The organism is Exiguobacterium sp. s128 (assembly GCF_018618815.1).
GTDB classification, from domain to species: Bacteria; Bacillota; Bacilli; order Exiguobacteriales; family Exiguobacteriaceae; genus Exiguobacterium_A; species Exiguobacterium_A antarcticum.
In genome coordinates, this window is sequence record NZ_JACSMT010000003.1 from 23,392 (window position 1) to 45,249 (window position 21,858).

General features: G+C 46.7%; 21 protein-coding genes and 1 other annotated feature. Of the genes, 8 read left to right on the top strand and 13 right to left on the bottom strand.

The window, feature by feature from the left end; genetic code table 11:
- Window positions 1-69 precede the first annotated feature (69 nt).
- The gene (locus tag KNQ13_RS02000) at window positions 70-372 is read left to right on the top strand and encodes a PepSY domain-containing protein (protein WP_012371126.1); all 303 of its coding nucleotides are present in this window, start codon (window positions 70-72) and stop codon (window positions 370-372) included.
- A 59-nt stretch (window positions 373-431) separates the two neighbouring features.
- Window positions 432-788, top strand: a complete 357-nt coding sequence (locus KNQ13_RS02005) for a DUF1304 domain-containing protein (RefSeq protein WP_209547985.1) — start codon at window positions 432-434, stop codon at window positions 786-788.
- A gap of 62 nt (window positions 789-850) precedes the next feature.
- Here the strand turns inward: KNQ13_RS02005 and KNQ13_RS02010 are convergent, their stop codons facing one another.
- Together KNQ13_RS02010 and trmB are read right to left on the bottom strand one after the other, a co-directional pair.
- The gene (locus KNQ13_RS02010; RefSeq protein WP_071499691.1) at window positions 851-1,366 is read right to left on the bottom strand and encodes a hypothetical protein; all 516 of its coding nucleotides are present in this window, start codon (window positions 1,364-1,366) and stop codon (window positions 851-853) included.
- A 115-nt stretch (window positions 1,367-1,481) separates the two neighbouring features.
- Entirely contained in the window at window positions 1,482-2,123 is a 642-nt protein-coding gene (trmB, locus tag KNQ13_RS02015) for a tRNA (guanosine(46)-N7)-methyltransferase TrmB (protein WP_071499690.1), read from the bottom strand.
- A gap of 180 nt (window positions 2,124-2,303) precedes the next feature.
- On the opposite strand from trmB, the gene cydS reads away from it, so the two are divergent.
- From cydS to budA, 3 genes are all read left to right on the top strand, one after another.
- A complete protein-coding gene (gene cydS, locus KNQ13_RS16285; RefSeq protein WP_371818609.1) occupies window positions 2,304-2,405 on the top strand; it encodes a cytochrome bd oxidase small subunit CydS family protein in 102 nt (33 codons plus the stop codon).
- A gap of 162 nt (window positions 2,406-2,567) precedes the next feature.
- Window positions 2,568-4,262, top strand: coding sequence for an acetolactate synthase AlsS (gene alsS, locus KNQ13_RS02020; protein ID WP_209547986.1), 1,695 nt, complete (start codon window positions 2,568-2,570; stop codon window positions 4,260-4,262).
- Between the two features lie 15 nt (window positions 4,263-4,277).
- Window positions 4,278-4,991: an acetolactate decarboxylase gene (gene budA / locus KNQ13_RS02025; protein ID WP_071499688.1), complete on the top strand. Its 714-nt coding sequence runs from the start codon at window positions 4,278-4,280 to the stop codon at window positions 4,989-4,991.
- Window positions 4,992-5,057: 66 nt separating this feature from the next.
- Here the strand turns inward: budA and KNQ13_RS02030 are convergent, their stop codons facing one another.
- The 6 genes from KNQ13_RS02030 to pepV form a co-directional block, all read right to left on the bottom strand.
- Window positions 5,058-5,861: a phosphotransferase family protein gene (locus tag KNQ13_RS02030; protein ID WP_014971047.1), complete on the bottom strand. Its 804-nt coding sequence runs from the start codon at window positions 5,859-5,861 to the stop codon at window positions 5,058-5,060.
- Between the two features lie 51 nt (window positions 5,862-5,912).
- A complete protein-coding gene (gene pulA / locus KNQ13_RS02035) occupies window positions 5,913-8,072 on the bottom strand; it encodes a type I pullulanase (RefSeq protein WP_209547987.1) in 2,160 nt (719 codons plus the stop codon).
- Between the two features lie 39 nt (window positions 8,073-8,111).
- Window positions 8,112-8,978: a hypothetical protein gene (locus tag KNQ13_RS02040; RefSeq protein WP_071499686.1), complete on the bottom strand. Its 867-nt coding sequence runs from the start codon at window positions 8,976-8,978 to the stop codon at window positions 8,112-8,114.
- Between the two features lie 13 nt (window positions 8,979-8,991).
- Window positions 8,992-9,504, bottom strand: a complete 513-nt coding sequence (gene thpR / locus KNQ13_RS02045; protein WP_209547988.1) for an RNA 2',3'-cyclic phosphodiesterase — start codon at window positions 9,502-9,504, stop codon at window positions 8,992-8,994.
- 5 nt (window positions 9,505-9,509) lie between these two features.
- On the bottom strand, window positions 9,510-10,655 hold the full coding sequence (locus tag KNQ13_RS02050; protein WP_209547989.1) for an MFS transporter: 1,146 nt from the start codon (window positions 10,653-10,655) through the stop codon (window positions 9,510-9,512).
- 109 nt (window positions 10,656-10,764) lie between these two features.
- Complete coding sequence (gene pepV, locus KNQ13_RS02055; protein ID WP_209547990.1) at window positions 10,765-12,162, bottom strand: dipeptidase PepV; 1,398 nt, start codon at window positions 12,160-12,162, stop codon at window positions 10,765-10,767.
- Between the two features lie 307 nt (window positions 12,163-12,469).
- Between pepV and KNQ13_RS02060 the strand changes: the two genes are divergently transcribed.
- Together KNQ13_RS02060 and KNQ13_RS02065 are read left to right on the top strand one after the other, a co-directional pair.
- A complete protein-coding gene (locus KNQ13_RS02060) occupies window positions 12,470-12,688 on the top strand; it encodes a DeoR family transcriptional regulator (RefSeq protein ID WP_012371138.1) in 219 nt (72 codons plus the stop codon).
- A gap of 109 nt (window positions 12,689-12,797) precedes the next feature.
- On the top strand, window positions 12,798-13,430 hold the full coding sequence (locus tag KNQ13_RS02065) for an SDR family oxidoreductase (RefSeq protein WP_209547991.1): 633 nt from the start codon (window positions 12,798-12,800) through the stop codon (window positions 13,428-13,430).
- Between the two features lie 40 nt (window positions 13,431-13,470).
- On the opposite strand, the gene KNQ13_RS02070 is transcribed toward KNQ13_RS02065, so the two are convergent.
- Window positions 13,471-14,190, bottom strand: coding sequence for a pseudouridine synthase (locus tag KNQ13_RS02070; RefSeq protein ID WP_071499681.1), 720 nt, complete (start codon window positions 14,188-14,190; stop codon window positions 13,471-13,473).
- Window positions 14,177-15,841, bottom strand: a complete 1,665-nt coding sequence (locus KNQ13_RS02075) for a putative polysaccharide biosynthesis protein (protein ID WP_209547992.1) — start codon at window positions 15,839-15,841, stop codon at window positions 14,177-14,179. Before KNQ13_RS02075 ends, KNQ13_RS02070 begins: the two co-directional genes overlap by 14 nt.
- Before the next feature lie 184 nt (window positions 15,842-16,025).
- Between KNQ13_RS02075 and KNQ13_RS02080 the strand changes: the two genes are divergently transcribed.
- Complete coding sequence (locus KNQ13_RS02080) at window positions 16,026-17,285, top strand: BaiN/RdsA family NAD(P)/FAD-dependent oxidoreductase (RefSeq protein WP_209547993.1); 1,260 nt, start codon at window positions 16,026-16,028, stop codon at window positions 17,283-17,285.
- Between the two features lie 35 nt (window positions 17,286-17,320).
- On the opposite strand, the gene KNQ13_RS02085 is transcribed toward KNQ13_RS02080, so the two are convergent.
- The 3 genes from KNQ13_RS02085 to KNQ13_RS02095 all read right to left on the bottom strand — a co-directional run bounded on the left by KNQ13_RS02085 (window position 17,321) and on the right by KNQ13_RS02095 (window position 21,795).
- The gene (locus KNQ13_RS02085; RefSeq protein ID WP_209547994.1) at window positions 17,321-18,301 is read right to left on the bottom strand and encodes a hypothetical protein; all 981 of its coding nucleotides are present in this window, start codon (window positions 18,299-18,301) and stop codon (window positions 17,321-17,323) included.
- Between the two features lie 130 nt (window positions 18,302-18,431).
- On the bottom strand, window positions 18,432-20,837 hold the full coding sequence (gene leuS / locus KNQ13_RS02090; protein WP_209547995.1) for a leucine--tRNA ligase: 2,406 nt from the start codon (window positions 20,835-20,837) through the stop codon (window positions 18,432-18,434).
- Between the two features lie 52 nt (window positions 20,838-20,889).
- Window positions 20,890-21,111, bottom strand: a binding site (T-box leader).
- Between the two features lie 39 nt (window positions 21,112-21,150).
- Complete coding sequence (locus tag KNQ13_RS02095; RefSeq protein WP_209547996.1) at window positions 21,151-21,795, bottom strand: HAD family hydrolase; 645 nt, start codon at window positions 21,793-21,795, stop codon at window positions 21,151-21,153.
- Window positions 21,796-21,858 lie beyond the last annotated feature (63 nt).

Here is a 21,858-nt window from a genome sequence, read left to right on the forward strand (position 1 = left end):
ACCTTTTGTTTCTCACTGGGCGAATTATTTGGTACAGTAGGAATAGAACCTGTAAGGAGGGGAATTTTAATGAAAAAACGCTATTGGATTATCGGTCTTGCAGCAGCTGTCGTTGCCGCTTTCGCAGTCAAGAAGGCTGTCGACAACAAACAATTATCTGCCGAGGAAGCGCTCGAAATCACGAAACGCACATTTTCAGCAAAAGGACGTGTCCAAGGTGCATGGATCTCTGCAACACCAGAGGCTTATGCATATGAGTCACGTGACTACCAAAGCTACAAAGGTGGCATCTCGGTCCTTGAAGGTGACGACGAAAAGACGTATCAATTTACTGTTGATGCGGAAACAGGTGCTTTACTCGAATATGCATAATATGTAGACCATGCTTCGATCGACGAAGTATGGTCTTTTTTTGAGGAGGAAAATTCTTTATGGATATGCTCGCCACGATTTTTGTGCTCATCGTCGCGTTAGAACACTTTTATATTTTGGCGCTTGAGATGTTTTTCTTATCGTCTCGTCCTGCGCTGCGTACATTTAATTTGACGAAAGAAACTGCCGCAGATCCCCGCATCAAGACGCTGTTCGCAAATCAAGGGTTGTACAACGGTTTCCTTGCCGCTGGTTTGATTTTCGGATTGATTCTCGGTTCGTCCGTTGTTCAACTTTTTTTCCTCGCTTGCGTCATCATTGCCGCTCTTTACGGAGCCGCGACGGCCAGTCTTTCGATTCTCTGGAAACAAGGTTTACCTGCAATTATCGCTTTTTTACTCGTTTTGTTCGTTTGAATGAAAAAACACCCGATGTGAGCCATATGGTTCACATCGGGTGTTTTGGTATTCCGTCTTGATCAACGCGGATTGTCATTACGTTCGTAGATCGGGTTCATATATTCTGTAGTAGAATACAGGCGCGGTACGACGACATATAACATGATGGCTGGTACAGCAATCAATAATAACATCAGTAACATCGGTAACCAGTAGACAACTTTTTGTTGCAAGTTATCCGAGTTGCTATCGATGTATTCTTTGACGCCATCTACTTTAGCTGCATCTGCACTTGTAAGTAATTTGCCGCTATCTGCGTTATAGAAATGAATTTCACGTTTCATTGTAATGAAGATTCCATCACGAACCGTCTCAATGACAGCAATTCCACCAATAATCTGTTCACCTTTTTCACCAGTAAACATTTTTGGATCTTCAATCTCAACAGATCCTTTTTTATAATCGTAATGCGTACTCTTCAAATCCTCATCAAGTGCTTTTTGCATAGATGACGTATCAATCGCAGCGAATACCGATTGACCGATACTTAATGCGAGAAAGAGTGCTGTTACGAAGGCTAAGCTTTTTTGCCACATCCCCAAATTCCCCCTTTACCTGTAAATACAGTTCTTCAGTCAACAACATTGTACCAATTAATAAGAAAAAAGTGTGAAAGAAATGCTAGGAAAATAAGAAAACTTTTTGTCCAAATTAATTATCGTACGTCGCTTCCATCCGATAAATCGGTTGACCAAGTGCTGAGAATCGTTCTTCGTATTCTGTTCTGACGTTATTTTCCGGCTCATTGGCGTGTAAATCAAGCGACATCCAATCAAATGTCATCCCGTAAGCCGACATCGTCATCAGACTCGATTCAAATAATTTCCGGTTATCCGTCTTAAAGTGAATCTGCCCGTTCTTCGGTAAAATCTCTTCGTATGTCGAAAGGAATGTTTTGTATGTCAAGCGTCGCTTCGCATGACGTGACTTTGGCCAAGGATCAGAGAAGTTCAAATAAACACGGGCAACTTCTCCTTTTTCAAAGAAGTCACGTAAGTCTTTTGCATCGACAGTCAAGACACGGACATTTTCAAGTGGTTCTTCAACCATCTTCTGAACGATTGCAACAGCAACGCTCTCAAATAACTCGATTGCGATGAAGTTGACCTCCGGATACTGTTTTGCCATCCCTGTGATGAAGGCCCCTTTGCCCGAACCGACTTCGATGAAGATCGGATTTGTATTCTTAAATTCGCTTGACCAGTTTCCTTTTAAAGTTGACGGGTCTGCTATATAGATGGAGGATTGCTCTTTCATATAATCCAGTGCCCATGGCTTGTGGCGTAAACGCATACTGCTCATCCTTTCGATTCTTAAATTATCCGCAGATAAGTTTATCATGATTCGGGTAAATATATAAGATGTTCTTCCTACTCTCAAAAAAGAATGTTCAGCAGATCGTCACTTGAGAATTAGTGAGCAATCTACTACACTGACAGTACAAAGGTTTTTCATTAAAAGGAGGTTTTATTGATGGATGACTTCTTGATCTCATGGGCTTCCCCGATCGTCCTCGTCATGGGTGTAACTGCCCTTTTCGTTTGGGCGACGTTTGGTAAAGTCAACGCTGAATAATCGTCAAGTCAAGGCATCTTGTGTTCATCACAAGGTGTCTTTTTTAGTTTCTGAACGATTGACCTTGGATTATCACTAAAACAGTTGTATAATTTCGTTGAAACAGTTTTTTAATTACAGCTATCGAACAACCAAAACTATTGGTAAAGAAGGAGAATTGTAATGAAAGAAAAACAAAACAGAGAAAAAGAAAATATGATACAGAAGAAAACAGGCGCCGATTTAGTCGTCGACACCTTGATTGAACAAGGGGTCGACTATATTTTCGGAATCCCGGGCGCGAAGATCGACTCCGTGTTCAACGTTCTTCAGGATCGTGGTCCGAAACTGATTGTCGCACGCCACGAACAAAATGCCGCTTTCATGGCTCAAGCCATTGGTCGTTTAACGGATAAACCGGGTGTCGTCCTTGTCACATCAGGTCCCGGCGCTTCGAATCTCGCGACTGGTCTCGTCACGGCCAACTCGGAAGGTGACCCGGTTGTCGCGATCGCCGGTGCCGTGCCGCGTGCCGATCGTCTGAAACGGACTCACCAATCGATGGACAATCAGGCTCTCTTCACACCAATCACGAACTTCAGCGCCGAAGTTCAAGATGCCGATAATATTCCAGAGGTCTTGTCGAATGCGTTTCGGACTGCTGAAACGACGTCCGGTGCCACTTTTGTCAGCATCCCGCAAGATGTTGGTCTAAGTGAATCGAACGTCACCTCCTTTAAAGCAGTCCCGACACCCAAACTCGGGATCGCTCCAGAAGAGTGGGTCAACGAGACAGCAACGTTAATCGAGCAAGCTCAGTTACCGGTGTTATTACTTGGTATGCGCTCGAGTCAACCACATGTCGTCCAAGCGATTCGCGCACTCTTACAACGGGTATCGATTCCTGTCGTCCAGACGTTCCAGGCAGCCGGTACACTTTCGCGAGAACTCGAATCGAACTTCTATGGCCGCGTCGGTCTATTCCGCAACCAACCAGGGGATTCCTTGTTGGCAGAAGCCGATCTCGTCTTAGCGGTCGGATATGACCCGATCGGCTATGATCCGAAGTTCTGGAATCAACCTTCCCACGACCGGACTTTGATTCACCTCGATCAGATGCGCGCTGAAATTGATCACTTCTATCGCCCGGACCGGGAACTTGTCGGTGATGTCGCAGCAACGATCAACGCCTTATCTGACCGTTTGAATCCACTGACCCTCCCGACGAGTTCAACGGAGTTCTTGCGTGGTCTTCAACAACGGCTAGAGGAACGAGATATTCCACCAATCGCCAAAGACTCTCTTTTGACACACCCACTCTATTTCATGAAAACATTACGGGAACAAATCGCTGACGATGTGACCGTTACCGTCGATGTCGGGTCTCACTATATCTGGATGGCTCGCCATTTCCGTTCGTATGAACCACGTCACCTTTTATTCAGCAACGGCATGCAGACACTTGGCGTCGCCTTACCTTGGGCAATTGCTGCGACGCTCGTTCGCCCTGGTAAAAAAGCCGTCTCGATTTCTGGTGATGGCGGGTTCCTTTTCTCCGCGATGGAGCTCGAAACTGCCGTCCGACTGAATGCACCACTCGTTCATTTCGTTTGGCGTGATAGTGGTTTTGATATGGTTGCTTTCCAACAAGAAATGAAATACAACCGGAAATCGGGCACATCGTTCGGTGAAGTCGATCTTGTGAAATACGCCGAAAGTTTTGGTGCCAAAGGACTCCGCGTCAACCATCCATCGGAACTCGTCTCCGTCATGGAAGAAGCATGGAAGACGGAAGGTCCCGTCATCGTCGACGTTCCGATTGACTACAGTGATAACATCACGCTTGGTAAAGAAGTACACTTGGATCAACTTAACTGATAGGAGCTGGAAACGATGCAACACGATGATACGTTACTTCAAATTTCAACGATGATGGCGTTACTCGATGGTGTGTTTGAAAGCGAAACGAGTTATGCCTCCATTCTCGCAGGACACGATTTCGGTATCGGAACGTTCGATCATCTAGATGGTGAAATGATTGGGTTTGACGGAGCGTTTTACCAGCTCCGTTCTGATGGCAGCGCCCGACCACTCGACCCAGAAACGACAACGCCGTTCTGTTCCCTCACCCGATTCACTCCAGAACACTCGTTCCAAATGGATCAGGTGATGACGAAACAAGCGTTTGAACAGTGGTTGAGTGAGCAACTCCATACCGTCAACAGTTTTTATGCAGTGCGGATCGACGGAACATTTTCTGAAGTCAAAACACGGACGGTCGCCCGACAAGAAAAACCGTTTCGACCGATCACAGAAGCCGTCGCGACACAAAGTGCCCGGACGTTCGAACAGATCGAAGGAACGTTAGCGGGTTACTTCACACCACGGTTCGGTCACGGTATCGCCGTCGCTGGGTATCACCTTCATTTCATCGACAAGGAGCGCAGCGGTGGTGGTCACGTCTTCGACTATACGGTCCAACATGTGACCGTGACATTTGAAGAAAAACCCCGTCTGGATTTACGTCTTCCGACGACAGTCGATTACCGGACAGCTGATCTCGAAAGCCACGATATCGAACAAGAAATCAAAATCGCAGAAGGCTAAAAAAACGTGTGGACACTTATTTCTGTGTCCACACGTTTTTTGTCGTCATTCGGCATAGATCCCGCCTTATTCCCCCTGCTCAGTCTCAAGCAGTTGTTCTAGAAAAAGGTAACTATCTGTCGCATCGGGATGAGCCGTATCTTCATACCAATAAATCGACAAAACAGCTTGTGCGACGACATACCAATACATCCGTTGTTTGAGTTCAGCCGTCAATGGATGACCGTAGCTCGCAAACCACTCCGGCCAGAATTCCTCATCCACATAACTGTACAGCATCATCCCTAGATCATAGGCACGATCCGCAATGATCGCATCATCCCAGTCATTGAGATACAGATGACCGTCTGTCCCGACTAACCAATTATTGTGATTCAGATCGGAGTGACAGACAACCTGTTCATCCGTTCTGACATACGGTAAACGCTCGGATAAATAGTCAATCGCCTGTTCAATCAGTTCAGGTTGCTTAAGTTCGGTTGGTTGAAAATACAAACGGCATTGTCGTAACAGCTCATCTGGCTCAATCGGGCGTTGGTCCAGCTGTTGCAACATGAATAACAATTCTTTCGAATCGTGAATTTTCCCAAGCAGGCGCGCCACTTCCGGTCGTTCCATCATTTCCGGTTCCAGTTCTTGACCTTCGATGAACTGTTGCGCACTAATGACATCCCCGCTATAAATCCGTTTTGTCCAAAGCAGTTTTGGTACGATCCCATCCGCAGATAAAATCGCCAGGAATGGCGATGAATTTCGTTTTAAAAAGAGTTTCGACTGACCGGTCGAAGCAATGTACGCTTCTCCCGTAATTCCACCTGCTGGCGTAAGGGTCCAGCCTTCGCCAAGCGCATCTAAAATATCTAATTCCATTATAATCCGCTCAACTTTTTAGTAGATTTGCCTTCAGGCACAATGCTTATCTTAACATGTTGCAATCGTTGTTGACAACGGAAGGACCATGATCCGGGCAACACCCTTCTCAATCGGCGTAACGGATGCGCGCTCTCCCTGTACATGGACGTTCCACCGGTTATGATCAAGCGCGATCTCAACAGATTCCATCGTCACATTGTGGACGACCAATGTCCGTTGCCAGGCATCATACGAATGGACGGCTTCGACTTCATAGGCGATGACTCCCGCGCGCATCGGTAAGAAATGAAAGAGTTCTTGAATCTGATTGGCTCGATGCAGCCGAAAACCACCGTGCATCCGACGAATTTGTAAGATGTTCTTGAGATAGTCGACCATCCGAGCATGCCGATCCCGTAACGTCCAATCGATTCGGTTGATGGCATCGGGTGCGTTGTAACTATTTTCGACTCCGCCTTTAGTCCGCCCGAATTCTTGCCCGGCATGAAGAAACGGTATGCCCGCTGATAAAAAGACAATCGTTTGGGCAAGTCGACTCATCTGCAGTCGTGTCCTTTCATCCAAATCCGGTCGAGCCAGCACCAACTTATCATATAACGTATGGTTATCATGCGCCTCGACATAATTGATGGAATACGTCGGCTCCGGAAAACGCCCCACTGTTTGACCCGCTAGTGTGATACTGCCTGCCATTCCGTTTCGAACCTCGCCTTCAGGCCAACCGTTTCCTGAAACAAAACCACGGTCGGTCTCACTGAACGTCGATCCTTTTAATGCATCTCGGAAGACATCATTAAAATGACCGACCTTAGGCATTTGTGACGCGAAGGAACTGGTTGCTTTTTGACGGTGCGGAAGTGGCGTCGCTAAATCCCAACCTTCCCCATACACTAAAATCGTCGGATCAATTGCATCTAACGCAGCCCGAACAGCATTCATCGTTTCGATATCATGAATCCCCATCAAATCAAATCGAAAAGCATCAATCCGAAAGACATCAGCAAAATACGTCAGACAGTCGACGATCATCCGCCTCATCATGAAACGTTCGGATGCCGTATCATTGCCGACACCGGTCCCATTGGCAAGTGTACCGTCTAATTCATACCGGAAATAGTAACCCGGCACCAGATGTTCGAGTGCCGAGTGCTCCCGGATGTAGACATGGTTCATGACGACATCAAACGTCACACGAATTCCCGCTGCATGTAGTCGTTCCACCATCTCGGCGTACTCCAAAATCCGGACTTTCGGATCGGTCGGGTCACTGGCATAACTCCCGGCAAGTGAAAACCACTGAACAGGATCATATCCCCAATTATACGGACTGCGACTCACTTCTTCTGTCGTCGTAAAAAAATGAACGGGCAGCAACTGAAGATGCGTGACACCAAGCTCAAGTAAATAGTCGATGCCCGTCGTCCGCCCCTCCGGCGAGACTGTTCCTGACTCCACGACGCCCAAGTATTGCCCAGGGTATGCAGAACCGGAAGACGGATCGACCGTGAAATCACGTACATGCGCCTCATAAAGAATGGCATCTGTTGGTTTGATTAAGATGGGACGTTTCTCGCGGTGTGGAAAATGTTGATCGATTTCATGCTCAATATCAAGCAACACACCAAAACAGCCGTTGGTGCTAACTGCTTTTGCATACGGATCAACGATTTCATGTGTTCCGAGATACGTCGTCACCCGGTACCGGTATAAGCTATGCTCCCATTGCCGCGGAACAATCAGGTGATGAGCACCCCGTTCCTGCCGAACAAGTTCTTTTGTTTCAATTTCCTGTTCTTCTTGATCGTAACGCACACACTCGATCCGCTCCGCGATTGGTGACCATACATAAAAAGCAATCTTCTCCTCCTGAAACACAAGGCCTAACGGTCCTTCGTAACTGTATTTACGGTCAAACAACATCGTCCGTACGATTTGACTCGGTAAAACACGAAGTCGCTCCTGGTCGGGTAATACGATTTCATAACACCGTTCCAACTCAATTGCTCGATCGAGCAGAAGTGTCAATTTGAATGTACCGTCACTCTCTTCTTGACTACTGATCCGGTGGTCGATCACCCGTCCATCGGATACAAGCAAAAAGTCATCCTGTCCGAACGGCGTCATCGTTTCCATCAAAATGGTTTGAAACGTCATGAATTCGACTGAAATCAGCCTGGCTTGTTGTGTTCCCGATTCACTGTTCCTCATCTCTTCACGCGACAATCGAATGTCTTGTCGCTTCCCTCCCTATTTACGAATCCGTTCATTTTCCTGACTGTTCAGTGCCATCTGAAATGTAACCGAAACCGTTTCCTTGAGGATTTGCTCACACACCCGCATCTGGGACGCTTTTGTATGTGGAGCAGACGCATTCATTTTCCGTAACCATTCACTAAAATCAATTTTACTGACATAGGTCGTCGTCGTCTCTTTTGGGATATGATCAAAATATCCTTGTGACGCGATGACGACGCGTTCAATTGGCAACATGAATTCCGAACCTAATATCATCCGTAAGACATCTTCCGTCCGTTTCAGACTAATCAACGGGTTGACGATATTTTTAGGCGACGCCTTAAACGGTTGCTCCCGCCAAAGTTTATCGCGTTTAATATGATAGATACTCTCTTCTCCGTCAAGCCAATCAAGCAGATAAATCCTAGACGGTCCGATGATAAACGGACTGAGTTCGACTTCGCCTTGTTGATACTGAATGACGGCCCGATAAAACATGCCGAATTGATCATTTAATAAATGAAGCATCTGATAAAAGTCGAGATGCCGTCTTAACGGTAGGCGCCAGATGTCTTCTTCTGTCGCTCCACCGGCTACATAAACTAACTTCTGCACTTCGACTCGTTTTTTATACCATTTATCAAAAGCCACCTTCGAAATCTGCTTACCGGGTACTTGAACGACCTCCGCTTTCTTAAACGGTTGCCACCATTTTTTAGGACGTACAATCGTTTCACCCGGAAACAACTCTCCCGCCTCCCATTTTTTTAAAACATTTGCATGATCCACAAGTTGTTGGTCTTTAAATCGTTTCGAGACTTCTAACGGATTTCGTTCATATCGACTTTCCAAATCATACAGTTTCATCAGCAATGCCATCATATCACCTCATTTATTTCTTCCCGAATTGAAACCGTGTATCGGCCTGATAGCGTGGTCGACTGGTAGGACAAATTTTATATAAAATGATTTCGTTTACGTCCACATAACTAGCCGGTATTCCTTCAGGAGGAAGAAGGGTTACTTCCTGCCTCCACTTTTTCGCTAGAGTAACGTGTGGAAGGAACGGTTGATGTGGGGTCGGATCTATTTTTTGCGCCAGTTGAAGCAATTGATTGTTTAATGATGGTCCGACCGCAAACACACGCGGACGTTCAGCCAAACCAAACCGTTCGAGATGGTCCAAATGGAGTGTCAATCCCGGCATCGTCTCAACGATGTCCAACAAACGAGTTCGCCAATCCGCTAACTCCGTTTCTGTCAAAGCGCCTAAGAAACGAAGGGTCAGGTGATACTCGTCCGGCTCATAAACCGTCTTATAATACTGCTCCAATTGTAAGGTTGTCGCAAATTGTATCAGTTGCTCGTCTGCTATCGGAAGGGCGATGAAATAATGTACGTCCATGCGAGTCACTCCTTGATTTTCCCACTGATGAGATAGAGACATGCTCCCAAGAGGCTACTACCTGTATATACCCAAAATACCGTATAGATGGTTCCTTGATCAAAAACGAAACCACTCATTAAATTAAATAACGCCGTTGCTAAACCGGTTGTCGTCGCCATGTACGTGCTAACCGCCGTCGCTACTGTCGATGCAGGTACCAGCGAACGGACATAGTCAAGTGCGACCGGAATCAACAGACCGATGATCAGTCCTTGTAATGCCGCAAGTATCCATAACGTCCAAACCGGTGGTTCAAGAGCCAACAGCCCTGTTCGCACTGCTGATAATAACGAGACGAAAACAAGGATCGGAATCGGACCAAACCGTAACATTACACGGGTTGCCACACGCATAAATGGAATTTCACATAGAACAGCGACAAAAAATAAAGTTCCGACGAGTGCCGTCGATTCTCCACGAATCGTCACGTAACTTCCGAAATAATAGTTATTAGCAAAAATCGGTCCGAACACTAAACTTCCGCCTGCCAAAAACAACAAAAAGCGTTTGTTGGAAAATAACGTCGCCAACGGAACATGTTCACGCTCCACCGATATGGCAGGAGTTTCTTCGATGCCGATCAGGACAAGGAACCCAAGCACAAGTGCTGCTCCACTTGCATAAAAAATCGCGCCGAGTGACCCTTGTTCCGTCACTTGACCTAAAATAAACACAGCAAGCGCAAAACCGGCAGACCCAAATAATCGTAATGCCCCATAGTCAACCGACTTTCGTTTTGAAAATTCAATCGCTAACGTGTCGACAAGTGGAATATGTGCACACTGGAACAATGCCCAAAGAGAAGCAATCAATAATAACAAAAGATAAACGGAGGTCAGCAAATAGCTGACCGTCAGGAGACCTGCTGCAAGTAACGCGACGAGCAACAACCGTTTCGGTCGTCCAAAACGGTCTGCCGCCATCCCCCAGACCGGTTGCAAGACAATCGACAATACAGGTCCCACTGCAACAATCGTCCCAATTTCGGATGCCGATAATCGGAAGGTATCATTTGAAAAATAAAGCGTCAAATACGGAATGAGTGCACCTTGCCCAAAAAAAATGAAAAAATAGAGTGCTTGAAAATGATATTTTTGACGATAGATCACAACTGACGCTCCTTTTAAGAATCAATCCCCCTATCACGATGGATTCGGGGGATCATTTCATTATGAAATTGACGATTGAACAAGCATGTATACGGTCTCGAAACAATGATTATTTCGCTAATTCGTAAATTGCTTCTGCGTAAATCGCTACTGCCAACAACAACTCTTCAAAATCAACATACTCATCCACTTGGTGCGCCACTTCCGGCCCACCTGGGAAAACCGGTCCAAATGCGACACCTGCCGTCAGAGAACGGGCGTATGTTCCACCACCGATCGCAATCAAATCTGCTTTTTGATTCGTCTGTCGTTCATAGACCGCGCTGAGTGTCCGAATCAACTCATGTTCCGGATCGACATGGTGCGGTGGCATATGGGTGCGTGTCTGCAACTCAAAACCGTAAGCACTCGCCGCTTCTTTGATCAGTTGCAACCGTTCCGTGAAGTCTGCACTGTATGGATAACGAATGTTGATCGAAGCAGTTCCTTGTTCCCCTTCGTAGCGGAAGACACCCCCGTTGATCGTCAAGTCGCCTGTTTCATCCGATGCTGCGACGCCAAGCGCCACCCCTCTTGAATCACGGAACATATGCACCGTCATCTCGATGTAACGCCGACCATTGTAATCCAAATGGAGGGTATTTAAGAAACGAGCCAAGTGGAGGGCGGCATTTTTACCATTGTCCGGTTCCATGGCGTGTGCTGCGACACCAATCACTTCAAAGACAAGTCCTTCTGCCGTGTCTTTGACCGTTCCCGTCAGCCCTTGTTCTTCCAGATGCTGATGGAACTTTTCTTCGATCGTCCCGCGTTCTGCCACACGAACTGTCGCTGTCGCATGCCCCGGAACCATGTTCGGGCGTTCTCCCCCTTCAAAACGGACGAGATGATACCCCGCATCGTCCGTTTTGACCGGTTTCCCTTGTGTCAGTAAACCATCGTATAATCCTTTTTCCGCATTGATGATTGGAAAGTCCGCGTCAGGAGCAAATCCAAGCGTCGGCATTTCTTCATGTTTGAAGTAATGGTTCACACAACGCCATTCACTTTCTTCATCCCCACCTGCAATCAAACGAATCCGTTTCGAAAGTGGCAACCCTAACTCCTTGACGATTTTTAACGCGTAATACGCCGCCATCGTCGGTCCTTTGTCATCGATTGCTCCCCGGGCGTACAACTTTCCATCTGAAAGCGTCGGATTAAACGGTCCATACGTCCAGTTGTCGCCTCCAGCAGGCACCACGTCCAGGTGGCACAGGATGCCGAGTAATTCCTGTCCTTGACCATATTCAAGATGCCCGGCATAACCGTCGACATTTTTCGTGATGAATCCATCTCGTTCGCCTAATGCGAGCATCCAATCGAGTGCGCGTTTGACTTCTCTACCAAACGGAGCACCTTCTTCGATCGTCGTTTCATCGAGGATACTTGGAATCCGTAACAACTCTTGTAAATCAGCTAAAAGATCCTCGCGTCGAGCCAAAACTTCTTCTTTCCAGTTGACCATTACACTTCTCTCCCTTATCCGCTAATTCGTTCACCTCTAAGTATAGCGAAAATTTGACAATGACGAACATCCAAAATACGAAATCTTTTGTTATTAGCCTTTAAACGAACATTAATAGACTAAAAAAGACTATTCATTCGTTAATGAGTATGTATTGATTGTGTTTTTTTTGAAAACGTTCGGTTAAATCACTTGCATTCTATACTAAAAGAGTTATACTAAAGGCGAAACAACTTAATTAGTCATCGTCTTTTGTCACCCGAAGCTTTAGAACACTATTCTATCCATTGGGGGAGTGGTTATACCAATGAAAGACTCTACAGACCGTATGTTGACCCGTATTAAATCGATTTATCTCTATATCAATGAGAACGGAGCTACTACGACAGCAGACTTGGTTGAAGAGTTCGGGATTACCTCAAGAACCGTTCAACGTGACTTGAATGTACTCGAATACAACAACCTCATTGTAAGCCCAAGACGTGGTACTTGGACATCAAGTAAAAAACAACGACAAGCCGGTTGATTAAGATGTTTCATCAGACTATTTTCTGTTACGACGCGAATTCTTCGCGTCTTTTTTTGTTATTTTTTTTTCAAGCAGGGTATATCTAGTTTGAGAAGGAGATGATGTCATGAATATTTTAATCATTGGAGCAAACGGAACAACAGGTCGAAAAATAGTCGAATTGATCGGCAAACATGGTCAACACCAAGCCATCGCCGTCGTCCGGGAAGAAAATCAGATCAATGACTTGATTGCACTCGGCGCTTCTGAAGTACGCCTTGGTGACTTAACAAAAGAGGTCACGGATGTCGTCAAAGATGCCGACGTCGTCATTTTCGCTGCTGGTGCCGGTGGAGCTTCTGAAGAATTGACGCGCGCCGTCGATAAGGAGGGTGCCATTAAGGTCATCGATGCGGCAAAAGCAAATGGAATTAAACGCTTCTTGATGCTCAGTTCAGTCGGTGCCGATCACCCGCAAGGTGATTTAAAAGTGTATCTCGAGTCCAAAGGGGCTGCAGACCGTCATCTAAAAGACAGCGGTCTTGACTATACGATCGTACGTCCTGGTCCACTCAGCTACGATGCGCCGACGGGTACGATTGAAACAAAAGAACATTTTGATTCGTATGAAGGACGAGAAGTTCCACGTGATGACGTCGCCGCTCTGTTCGTCACGTTGATTGATCAGCCGACTCAGACACATCAATTCGAAGTATTAAGCGGTCCTTATCCGATTGCGGAAGCTCTTCGAAATCAATGATAACCAAAAGGACGCCCTTCTCACGAAGAGCGTCCTTTTTTCATTCCGGTTTCCAGTCAAACAAGGCTAACTCACCTCGTGTCAATTCACGGTATTCGCCTGCTTCGAGCGTCGGATCGAGTGGCAATTGACCAATCGATAATCGTTTGAGATAGCTGACTTCCTTCCCAAGCGCAAGCATCATTCGTTTGACCTGATGGAACTTACCTTCCGTAATCGTCAGCTCAAGCGTCGACGTCTCATCCGTCGCTTCTAAGATGACGAGTTTACCCGGTTTTGTTTTATATCCATCATCCAGCGTCACACCTTCTGCCACTTCCTCGACATCCTCTTCCGTCAACATCCCGATGACTTCTGCATAATAGACTTTTTCGACATGTTTTTTCGGTGACATCAACGCATGATTAAAGGAACCATCATTCGTTAACAACAATAATCCTTCCGTATCCTTGTCCAAACGACCGACCGGGAATGGCTTAAAGTACGTGACATCTTCAAGCAGCAAATCGATGACGGTTTGATCCCGTTTATCTTCCGTCGCACTGATCACACCGGGTGGTTTGTTCATCATCAAGTAGACGAATTTTTGATACGTAACCGGTTCGCCATACAAAAGTACCTGTTGTTTTTCCGTATCGACATGTTGTTTCGGGTCGAATACGATTTCTCCATCGACTTGAATCGCACCAGACTTGAGTAATTGTTTCACTTCTTTGCGTGATCCTGCTCCCATGTTTGAGAGTAATTTATCTAGACGCATTTCCTCGTCCTCGTTTCATTGAAAATTTTCGTCCAAGCACTGCTTCAGCTAATCCACTCCAGATCGAAAGACCGGCAAACACAACAATCCCGACGGCTGCTCCGACAAGTAAGATGACGAGCGATCCGACTGTCGTGTCCGGAAGCCACGTATCCAATCCCCATTTGACCAGGGCAACACTCGCTCCCATGATCGCACTGATGATCATGATTAAAGAGGTCCGCCGTAAAACCGTATTAAACGGGAACTGAACCGTTTGCGTAATCCGGAAGAACATCAATCCGGTTGCAACAAGATATCCGAGAATCGTCGCATAACCTGCCCCTGTTCCGTCTCCGACCCAATGAATCAAGGGTGCATTGAGCAGATACTTCGTCAATAAACCGGCAAGCGTCGCAACGATCGTGAAATATTGCCGATTGATTCCTTGAAGGACAGCCGCCGTAACCGAATAAAGCGCGAGGAATAAGGCGCTAGGTGCGTAACTCAACAAGTAGACCCAAGCCGCTTGATCTTTCGGGAATAACACACGGAACGTTTCTTCGCTGAGTAAAATCATTCCGACGACAGCCGGAATCGTCACGAAAAAGGCCAGTTGATAAATTTGGGAAATCTGTTTCCGGACTTTTTGCATATCGCCTTGCGTAAAGGATGCCGTCAACAAAGGCGTCGCCGACAATGATAGACCCGTCGCGACCGACACGGGAATCAAGACGATTTTATGGCTATCTGCAATCAGATAGGCTGTCGCATTTCCTGCTGCTTCTAACGTATAGCCGATACTCTGCAAAGCCGCATTCATCGTATTTTGATCGATGACTTGATAGAGGGGCGTCGATAAACCGACCATGACAATCGGAATCGCATAGGTCAATAACTCTTTATAGAGACCGGATAGCGGTCGGTCGGGTGACACGACCGTCTGTCCCTCCCGTAATGCTTTCAGACCAGGCGCCCGTTTCCGGAAGTAATAGACGAGCACGACGACACTCCCGATTGCGCCGATAAAGGCACTGAATGTCGCAATCGTTGCTGCCCAAGCCGCATCTGAATCAAATAGATAAATCGCGATGCTGACTCCCGCTAGTAAAAAGATGATCCGGACGATTTGTTCCAAGATTTGCGAAATCGCGGTTGGACCCATCGATTGGTAGCCTTGAAAATAACCACGTGTCATACTCATTGCCGGAATCAGGATCAAGGCAAAGCTGACACCACGAATCGTCATCGTGACGGCATCGATGTACGATGCGGAATTGACGTCTCCTCCGGGAATCGCACGATGTGCCAAATAAGGCGCCAGTAAAAATAAGGCTAAGAACGAAATCACACCGGTAATCGACATGATTTTCAGTCCCGAACGATACAACCGTTCACTCGTATCATATTCGCCCATCGCATTATATTTCGCGACAAACTTCGAAACCGCGACCGGAATTCCAGCCGTCGCGAGACCAATCATGATGGCATAATAATTGTAGGCATACGTATAAAACATGATACCCGTCGCTCCGACCATGAACTGGAACGGAAACAGATAAATCAAACCAAGGGCACGTGAAATGAGTGATGCGCCGGACAATAACATCGTTCCACGAACGAATCCGGTATTGGTGGATGAAGTCTCTTGCTTTTTGTTGACAGTGGACATGATAACCTTCCTCGCGCTTTCTATTTTTTCTTGAATCAACCGACGTCTTAATATACAAGTTCTCTCTTGCACAATTGCAAATCATTATACCCCTCAGTTTGCATAAAAGAAAGAGACGGTTTGTTTACAGTACCAACTTCTGCTAAAGTGGAACAAGCAGAATCTAACTGAATGAGGTGACCACATGTATGATGTAATCGTAATCGGAGGCGGACCAAGCGGCTTAATGGCAACGCTCGCCTCGTTACAAGCAGGCGCGAAGACGCTTTTGCTTGATAAAGGAAGTAAGCTCGGACGTAAACTCGCCATCTCGGGTGGCGGTCGTTGTAACGTCACGAATCGAAAGCCACTCGAAGAACTCGTGCAATCGATTCCGGGAAACGGCCGTTTTCTTTATAGCGCCTTTTCGCAGTTCAATAATGAATCAATCATCGAACTATTCGAAGGGTTTGGTGTCGCATTAAAAGAAGAAGACAATGGACGGATGTTCCCGGTTTCGGATAAAGCAGCCGATGTCGTCCGTGTCTTAATCGATCAGATCCGTCAACACGGGGCAGAGATTCAAATCAATGCCGAAGTCGCGACACTGGATTTCCATCCGGACGGTTCATTTGCTGCCGTTCTCTTGGCGGACGGGACACGTCTAGAAGCACACAGCTGCGTCGTCGCTGTCGGTGGACAATCGGTTCCCCATACGGGATCGACCGGTGACGGTTATCCGTGGGCACGTAAAGCCGGACATACGATCACGGATCTGTTTCCGACAGAAGTTCCCATCTTATTAAACGATTTGTTCATCCAAGAAAAAACGCTTCAAGGACTGTCGTTACGTGATGTCGCGTTGACGGTTCATGGTAAAAAAGATAAACCCATCAAAACACATACGGGTGATCTCTTGTTTACGCATTTCGGACTGAGTGGTCCAATCGCCTTACGGTGTAGCCAATATACGATCAAGGAAAGAAAACGGTCTGGTGAACGCATCGTCCATCTCTCAATCGACTTGTTCCCGGAAGAATCAATCGGCGCCCTGACGGAACGTTTTCAGGCAGCCCTTTCCGCTAATCCGAAGAAGACGGTCCGAAACGCCTTTAAAGGTTTTGTTCCGGAACGACTCCTTGAACTGTTGTTTGCCCGAATCGGCTTTGGTGACGAAGTCTGCACGCAAATCAAAAAACAGGACTTCACCGAATTTCTGACGACACTCAAGCGGTTCCCCTTACAAGCGATGGGTACACTCGACTTTGATAAAGCGTTTGTTACCGGAGGTGGTGTCTCAATCAAGGAGATTCATCCCAAAACGATGATGTCGAAAAAGGCAGATGGTTTGTTTTTCGCAGGCGAAATCCTCGATATTCACGGCTATACAGGTGGTTACAACATCACTGCCGCATTCGTGACCGGACATTGTGCCGGAACAAACGCGGCCATGACAGCGCAATAACAAAAAGGCTAGTTCCATCATCGGAGCTAGCCTTTTTAGTCGATTGGCGTGAAGGAACGGCTCGAAAATTTATCGGTTTCGACAAGCGCAAACAGTTCGTTATCTTGGACGAATATCCCTTCCGCACCATATACTTTCGGACTGGCCGATTCTCCTGTAATCGTCACATCCTTCGTATCAATGGAATAGAGATACAGGGCTTCCGAATCCAGCGTATAGATCCGACCTTGTCGTTCTGCCAGACCAATCGGTCGGAAGTTATCCGTAAAAGCTTTTTTCACATCACTTCGCATCCCATTGACCGTATCGATTCGCTTCCGTGCGACGATCGTCAAGTAAGGTGGTTTTTGTTTTTTCTTCAATGCACGTTTTTCTTTCGCCGTCGCATCTGGATCGATTTTAAGTTCGTCCTGTTTCGTCATAAAATACGTCAGCTCACTTCGTTCTAGAGAACGAATGTGATTGATGGTATAGAATTGTTTTTCTTTCATATCATAACCAAGACCATGAAAACTGTCTCGAATCGTCGTACCTGTTATTTTTTCACGTTTGTCTTCCTTCCAGACGCCGTCTTCCCGTTTGATCGTGACGAGTATCTGGTTTGATGTCAACAGGGCAACGGTTTCACCATCGACGAGTGTCATGCCGTCAAGACCTGATAACATCAATTTCCCTTCATCCTCAATCTGGAACGAAGCGTTGATCCGTTCCCCAGTTCCGCTGATCTCAAAGAAACGGTAATCTTCTGTCACAACGAGATACGAGCCGATCGAATCATCGTATAACATCTGCTGGACATTCTTGATCAACGGCTCTTCCGGATTCGGAATCGAGGATGGCGTTTTAGATGGGACTTGTTTCACTGCTGCCTGATGTTTGGATTGAGTCTCAATTTTTGCAAAGGTCTCTTGAATTTGCGCCAACGTCTCTGGTTTAGAAAAGACGAGTGATACACAAAGAATCAGCCCGGAGACAACGGCAAAAATCGTTGTATAGACTATATAAGTTCGTTTCATTTACACAAATCGCCTTTCTGTCTCGGTTTCTGATTCAGTTTAGCAGAAGGTGACCTAAAAAAAAAGCGGACTTGCGACGGAGAACACAAAAACCTCCTCGTTCTGATGACACCAGACGAGGAGGTTTTCATTAATTCGCGACGATGTTAATCAATTTTTTCGGAACGACAATGACTTTCCGAACTGTTTTATCACCAATCCACTCTTGTGTTTTTTCATCTGCAAATGCAAGAGCTTCAATTTCTTCTTTTGTAGCTTCCGTACTGATGACAAGTTTCGAACGGACTTTTCCGTTCACCTGAATGACAAATTCCATCGTGTCACTGACAAGTTTTGTTTCATCAAATGTCGGCCACGATGCATACGTCAACGTCTCTTCAAAACCAAGTTGTTCCCAAAGTTCTTCACCAAGGTGCGGTGCGACAGGTGTCAACAATTGGATGAATCCACGAAGGAAATGCCGTGGAAGGACAGGCTGTTTATTGGCTTCGTTGACGAAGACCATCAATTGTGAAATCCCTGTATTAAATTGAATATTCGTAAAGTCCTCTGTAACTTTTTTAACGGTCTGATGGTAAACCCGTTCGAAATCCGCATCGACGGATGTGACGTCCTGAATATCAGCCATCCGTTCAAACAGACGCCAGACACGGTCAAGGAAACGACGTGCTCCATCAAGTCCATTTTCCGACCAGGAGACGGACGCATCGAGTGGTCCCATGAACATCTCATATAAACGAAGTGTATCCGCACCGTGTGATTTGACGATTTCATCCGGATTGATGACATTACCACGTGACTTCGACATCTTTTCGTTGTTTTCCCCAAGAATCATCCCTTGGTTGTATAGTTTTTGGAACGGTTCCTTTGTTGGCAAGACGCCGATATCATACAAGACTTTATGCCAGAAGCGGGCATACAACAAGTGAAGGACAGCGTGTTCGGCACCGCCGATATAAATATCAACCGGGAGCCAGTATTTTAATTTTTCGGGATCCGCAAACATTTCTTCATTATGTGGATCGATGAAGCGGAGGTAATACCAGCAGCTTCCTCCCCATTGTGGCATCGTGTTCGTCTCGCGACGCCCTTTTTGTCCAGTGACGGGATCCGTGTAGTCGAGCCAGTCTTCTGCAAGCGCGAGCGGTGATTCGCCTGTTCCAGACGGTTTGATTTCAGGAATGATCGGTAACTCAAGCGGTAATTCGGATTTATCCAGTGTCTTCATCGTTCCGTCTTCCATGTGGACGACCGGAATCGGTTCGCCCCAGTAACGTTGACGGCTAAATAACCAGTCCCGTAGACGGAATGTGATTTTCTTCCGCCCGACTTGGTTCGTTTCAAGTTCTGCGATGATCGTCTCAATTGCTTCGTCTTTCGACAAACCGTCTAACATTTGTGAGTTGACGTGTTCCCCTTCACCTGTATAGGCAGCTTCTTCGACGTTACCACCTTTTACGACTTCAATGATCGGAAGGTCAAATTGTTTCGCAAACTCATGGTCACGTTCATCATGGGCCGGTACGGCCATGATGGCACCTGTGCCATACGTCGACAAAACATAATCCGCAATCCAGATCGGAAGGCGTTCTCCAGAAATCGGATTGACGGCAAAAGCACCTGTGAAGACGCCCGTTTTTTCTTTCGCAAGATCCGTCCGTTCTAAATCCGACTTTGTTTGGACGGAAGCAATATAGCTTTGAACGGCTTCCGTGTGGTCTGCCGTCGTGATGTCCGAGACAAACGGATGCTCCGGTGCAAGAACGAGGTATGTCGCACCGAACACGGTATCCGGACGTGTCGTAAAGACCGTCACTTGTTTTTTGTGACCATCAATCGTAAAGTCGATTTCGGCGCCTTCCGATTTCCCGATCCAGTTCCGTTGCATTTCCTTGACGGATTCCGGCCAGTCGAGTTCATCTAAATCTTCTAACAACCGATCGGCGTAATCTGTGATTTTTAAGACCCATTGACGCATCGGGACACGCACGACCGGATGATTCCCGCGTTCGGATAAACCGTCGATGACTTCTTCATTCGCAAGAACGGTCCCAAGCGCCGGACACCAGTTGACGGCCACTTCATCCACAAACGCCAATCCTTTTTCATACAGTTGTGTGAAAATCCACTGCGTCCACTTGTAGTATTTCGGATCCGTCGTATTGATTTCACGATCCCAATCGTATGAGAAACCGAGATCTTTTAACTGACGTTTAAACGTCTCGATATTTTGGGTAGTGAATTCACGTGGATCATTCCCTGTATCGAGTGCATACTGTTCCGCAGGAAGTCCAAACGCATCCCATCCCATCGGATGAAGGACGTTGTATCCTTGCATCCGTTTCATCCGTGCGAGGATATCCGTTGCCGTGTATCCTTCCGGGTGTCCGACATGCAGTCCAGCTCCCGATGGATACGGAAACATGTCTAACGCATAAAAACCTTCTTTTTCTGGATCTTCTGTTGTCACGAACGCATTATCTTGTTCCCAGCGCGCTTGCCATTTTGGTTCGATGTCACGATGATTGTACGGCATTTTTTTCATTCCCCCTCTGAATATACAAAAAAAACCGGTCTCCGCCCCTAGGAATAGGGACGAAAGACCGGTTTGTCTTCCGCGGTACCACCCACGTTGTCTACTACAGCAGACCACTTGATTCACAGATAACGGTGTGAAGGACCGGATGCACTACTTGTTTTCACGCATCATGCTCCCTGACGAGTTCACGGACGATTCCGACTGGTTTGCACCGACCACCAGCTCTCTAAAACGGAATGACTCCCTTACTACTTCAGTTCGTCGCAATGGACTATCTATGTGTTAGTGTAAGCTGAACCTTCCCTTATCGTCAACGGTTCCGTAAAATTTCCCCAATCGCCGCGTGCGATGAGACGACGTGGTCCGCGTGATGCAAGACTTGTGTCGGCATCCGTTCATCAAGTAAAGCAATGACTTCCATACCGGCCTGCTTTGCACCAATCATTCCGTTCGCCGCGTCTTCAATCACGATACAGGCGTCCGGCGTTTGACCGATCCGCTTTGCCGCCAATCGGAAAATCGCCGGATCCGGCTTCGACCGTGGGACTTCAAATCCACTCGTGTACGCATCGACTTTTAACTCATAATGTGTGATGACCCGTTTGATTTTTTCAAGCGAACTCGACGAAGCAATCGCGATTTTGTATCCTTCCGTCCGGGCAAGCTCCATCAACTCTTTGACACCGTCTTTTAAACCACAGTCTTCCGGCTTCGCATGTTGTTGAAATAATTCATGTTCGAGCGCAAGCAACGATTCGGTGTCGTGGGGGAGCTTATGTTGCGTAATGAGTTCTGTCCACATCTCATCACCTGTCTTCCCCATGAACGTCGCATACCGGACACGATCAAGCGGAATCGATAACGTCTCAAACATCTGCTGATGTACTTTAAAATATTGGATCTCACTATCTAAGATGACACCATCCATATCAAAAATCAGACCGGTTTTTTGCATTGTTTTCCCTCCTGTACGTAGCGTACCAAAAAAACCTGACCGTTCGTAGACGGTCAGGCGGAT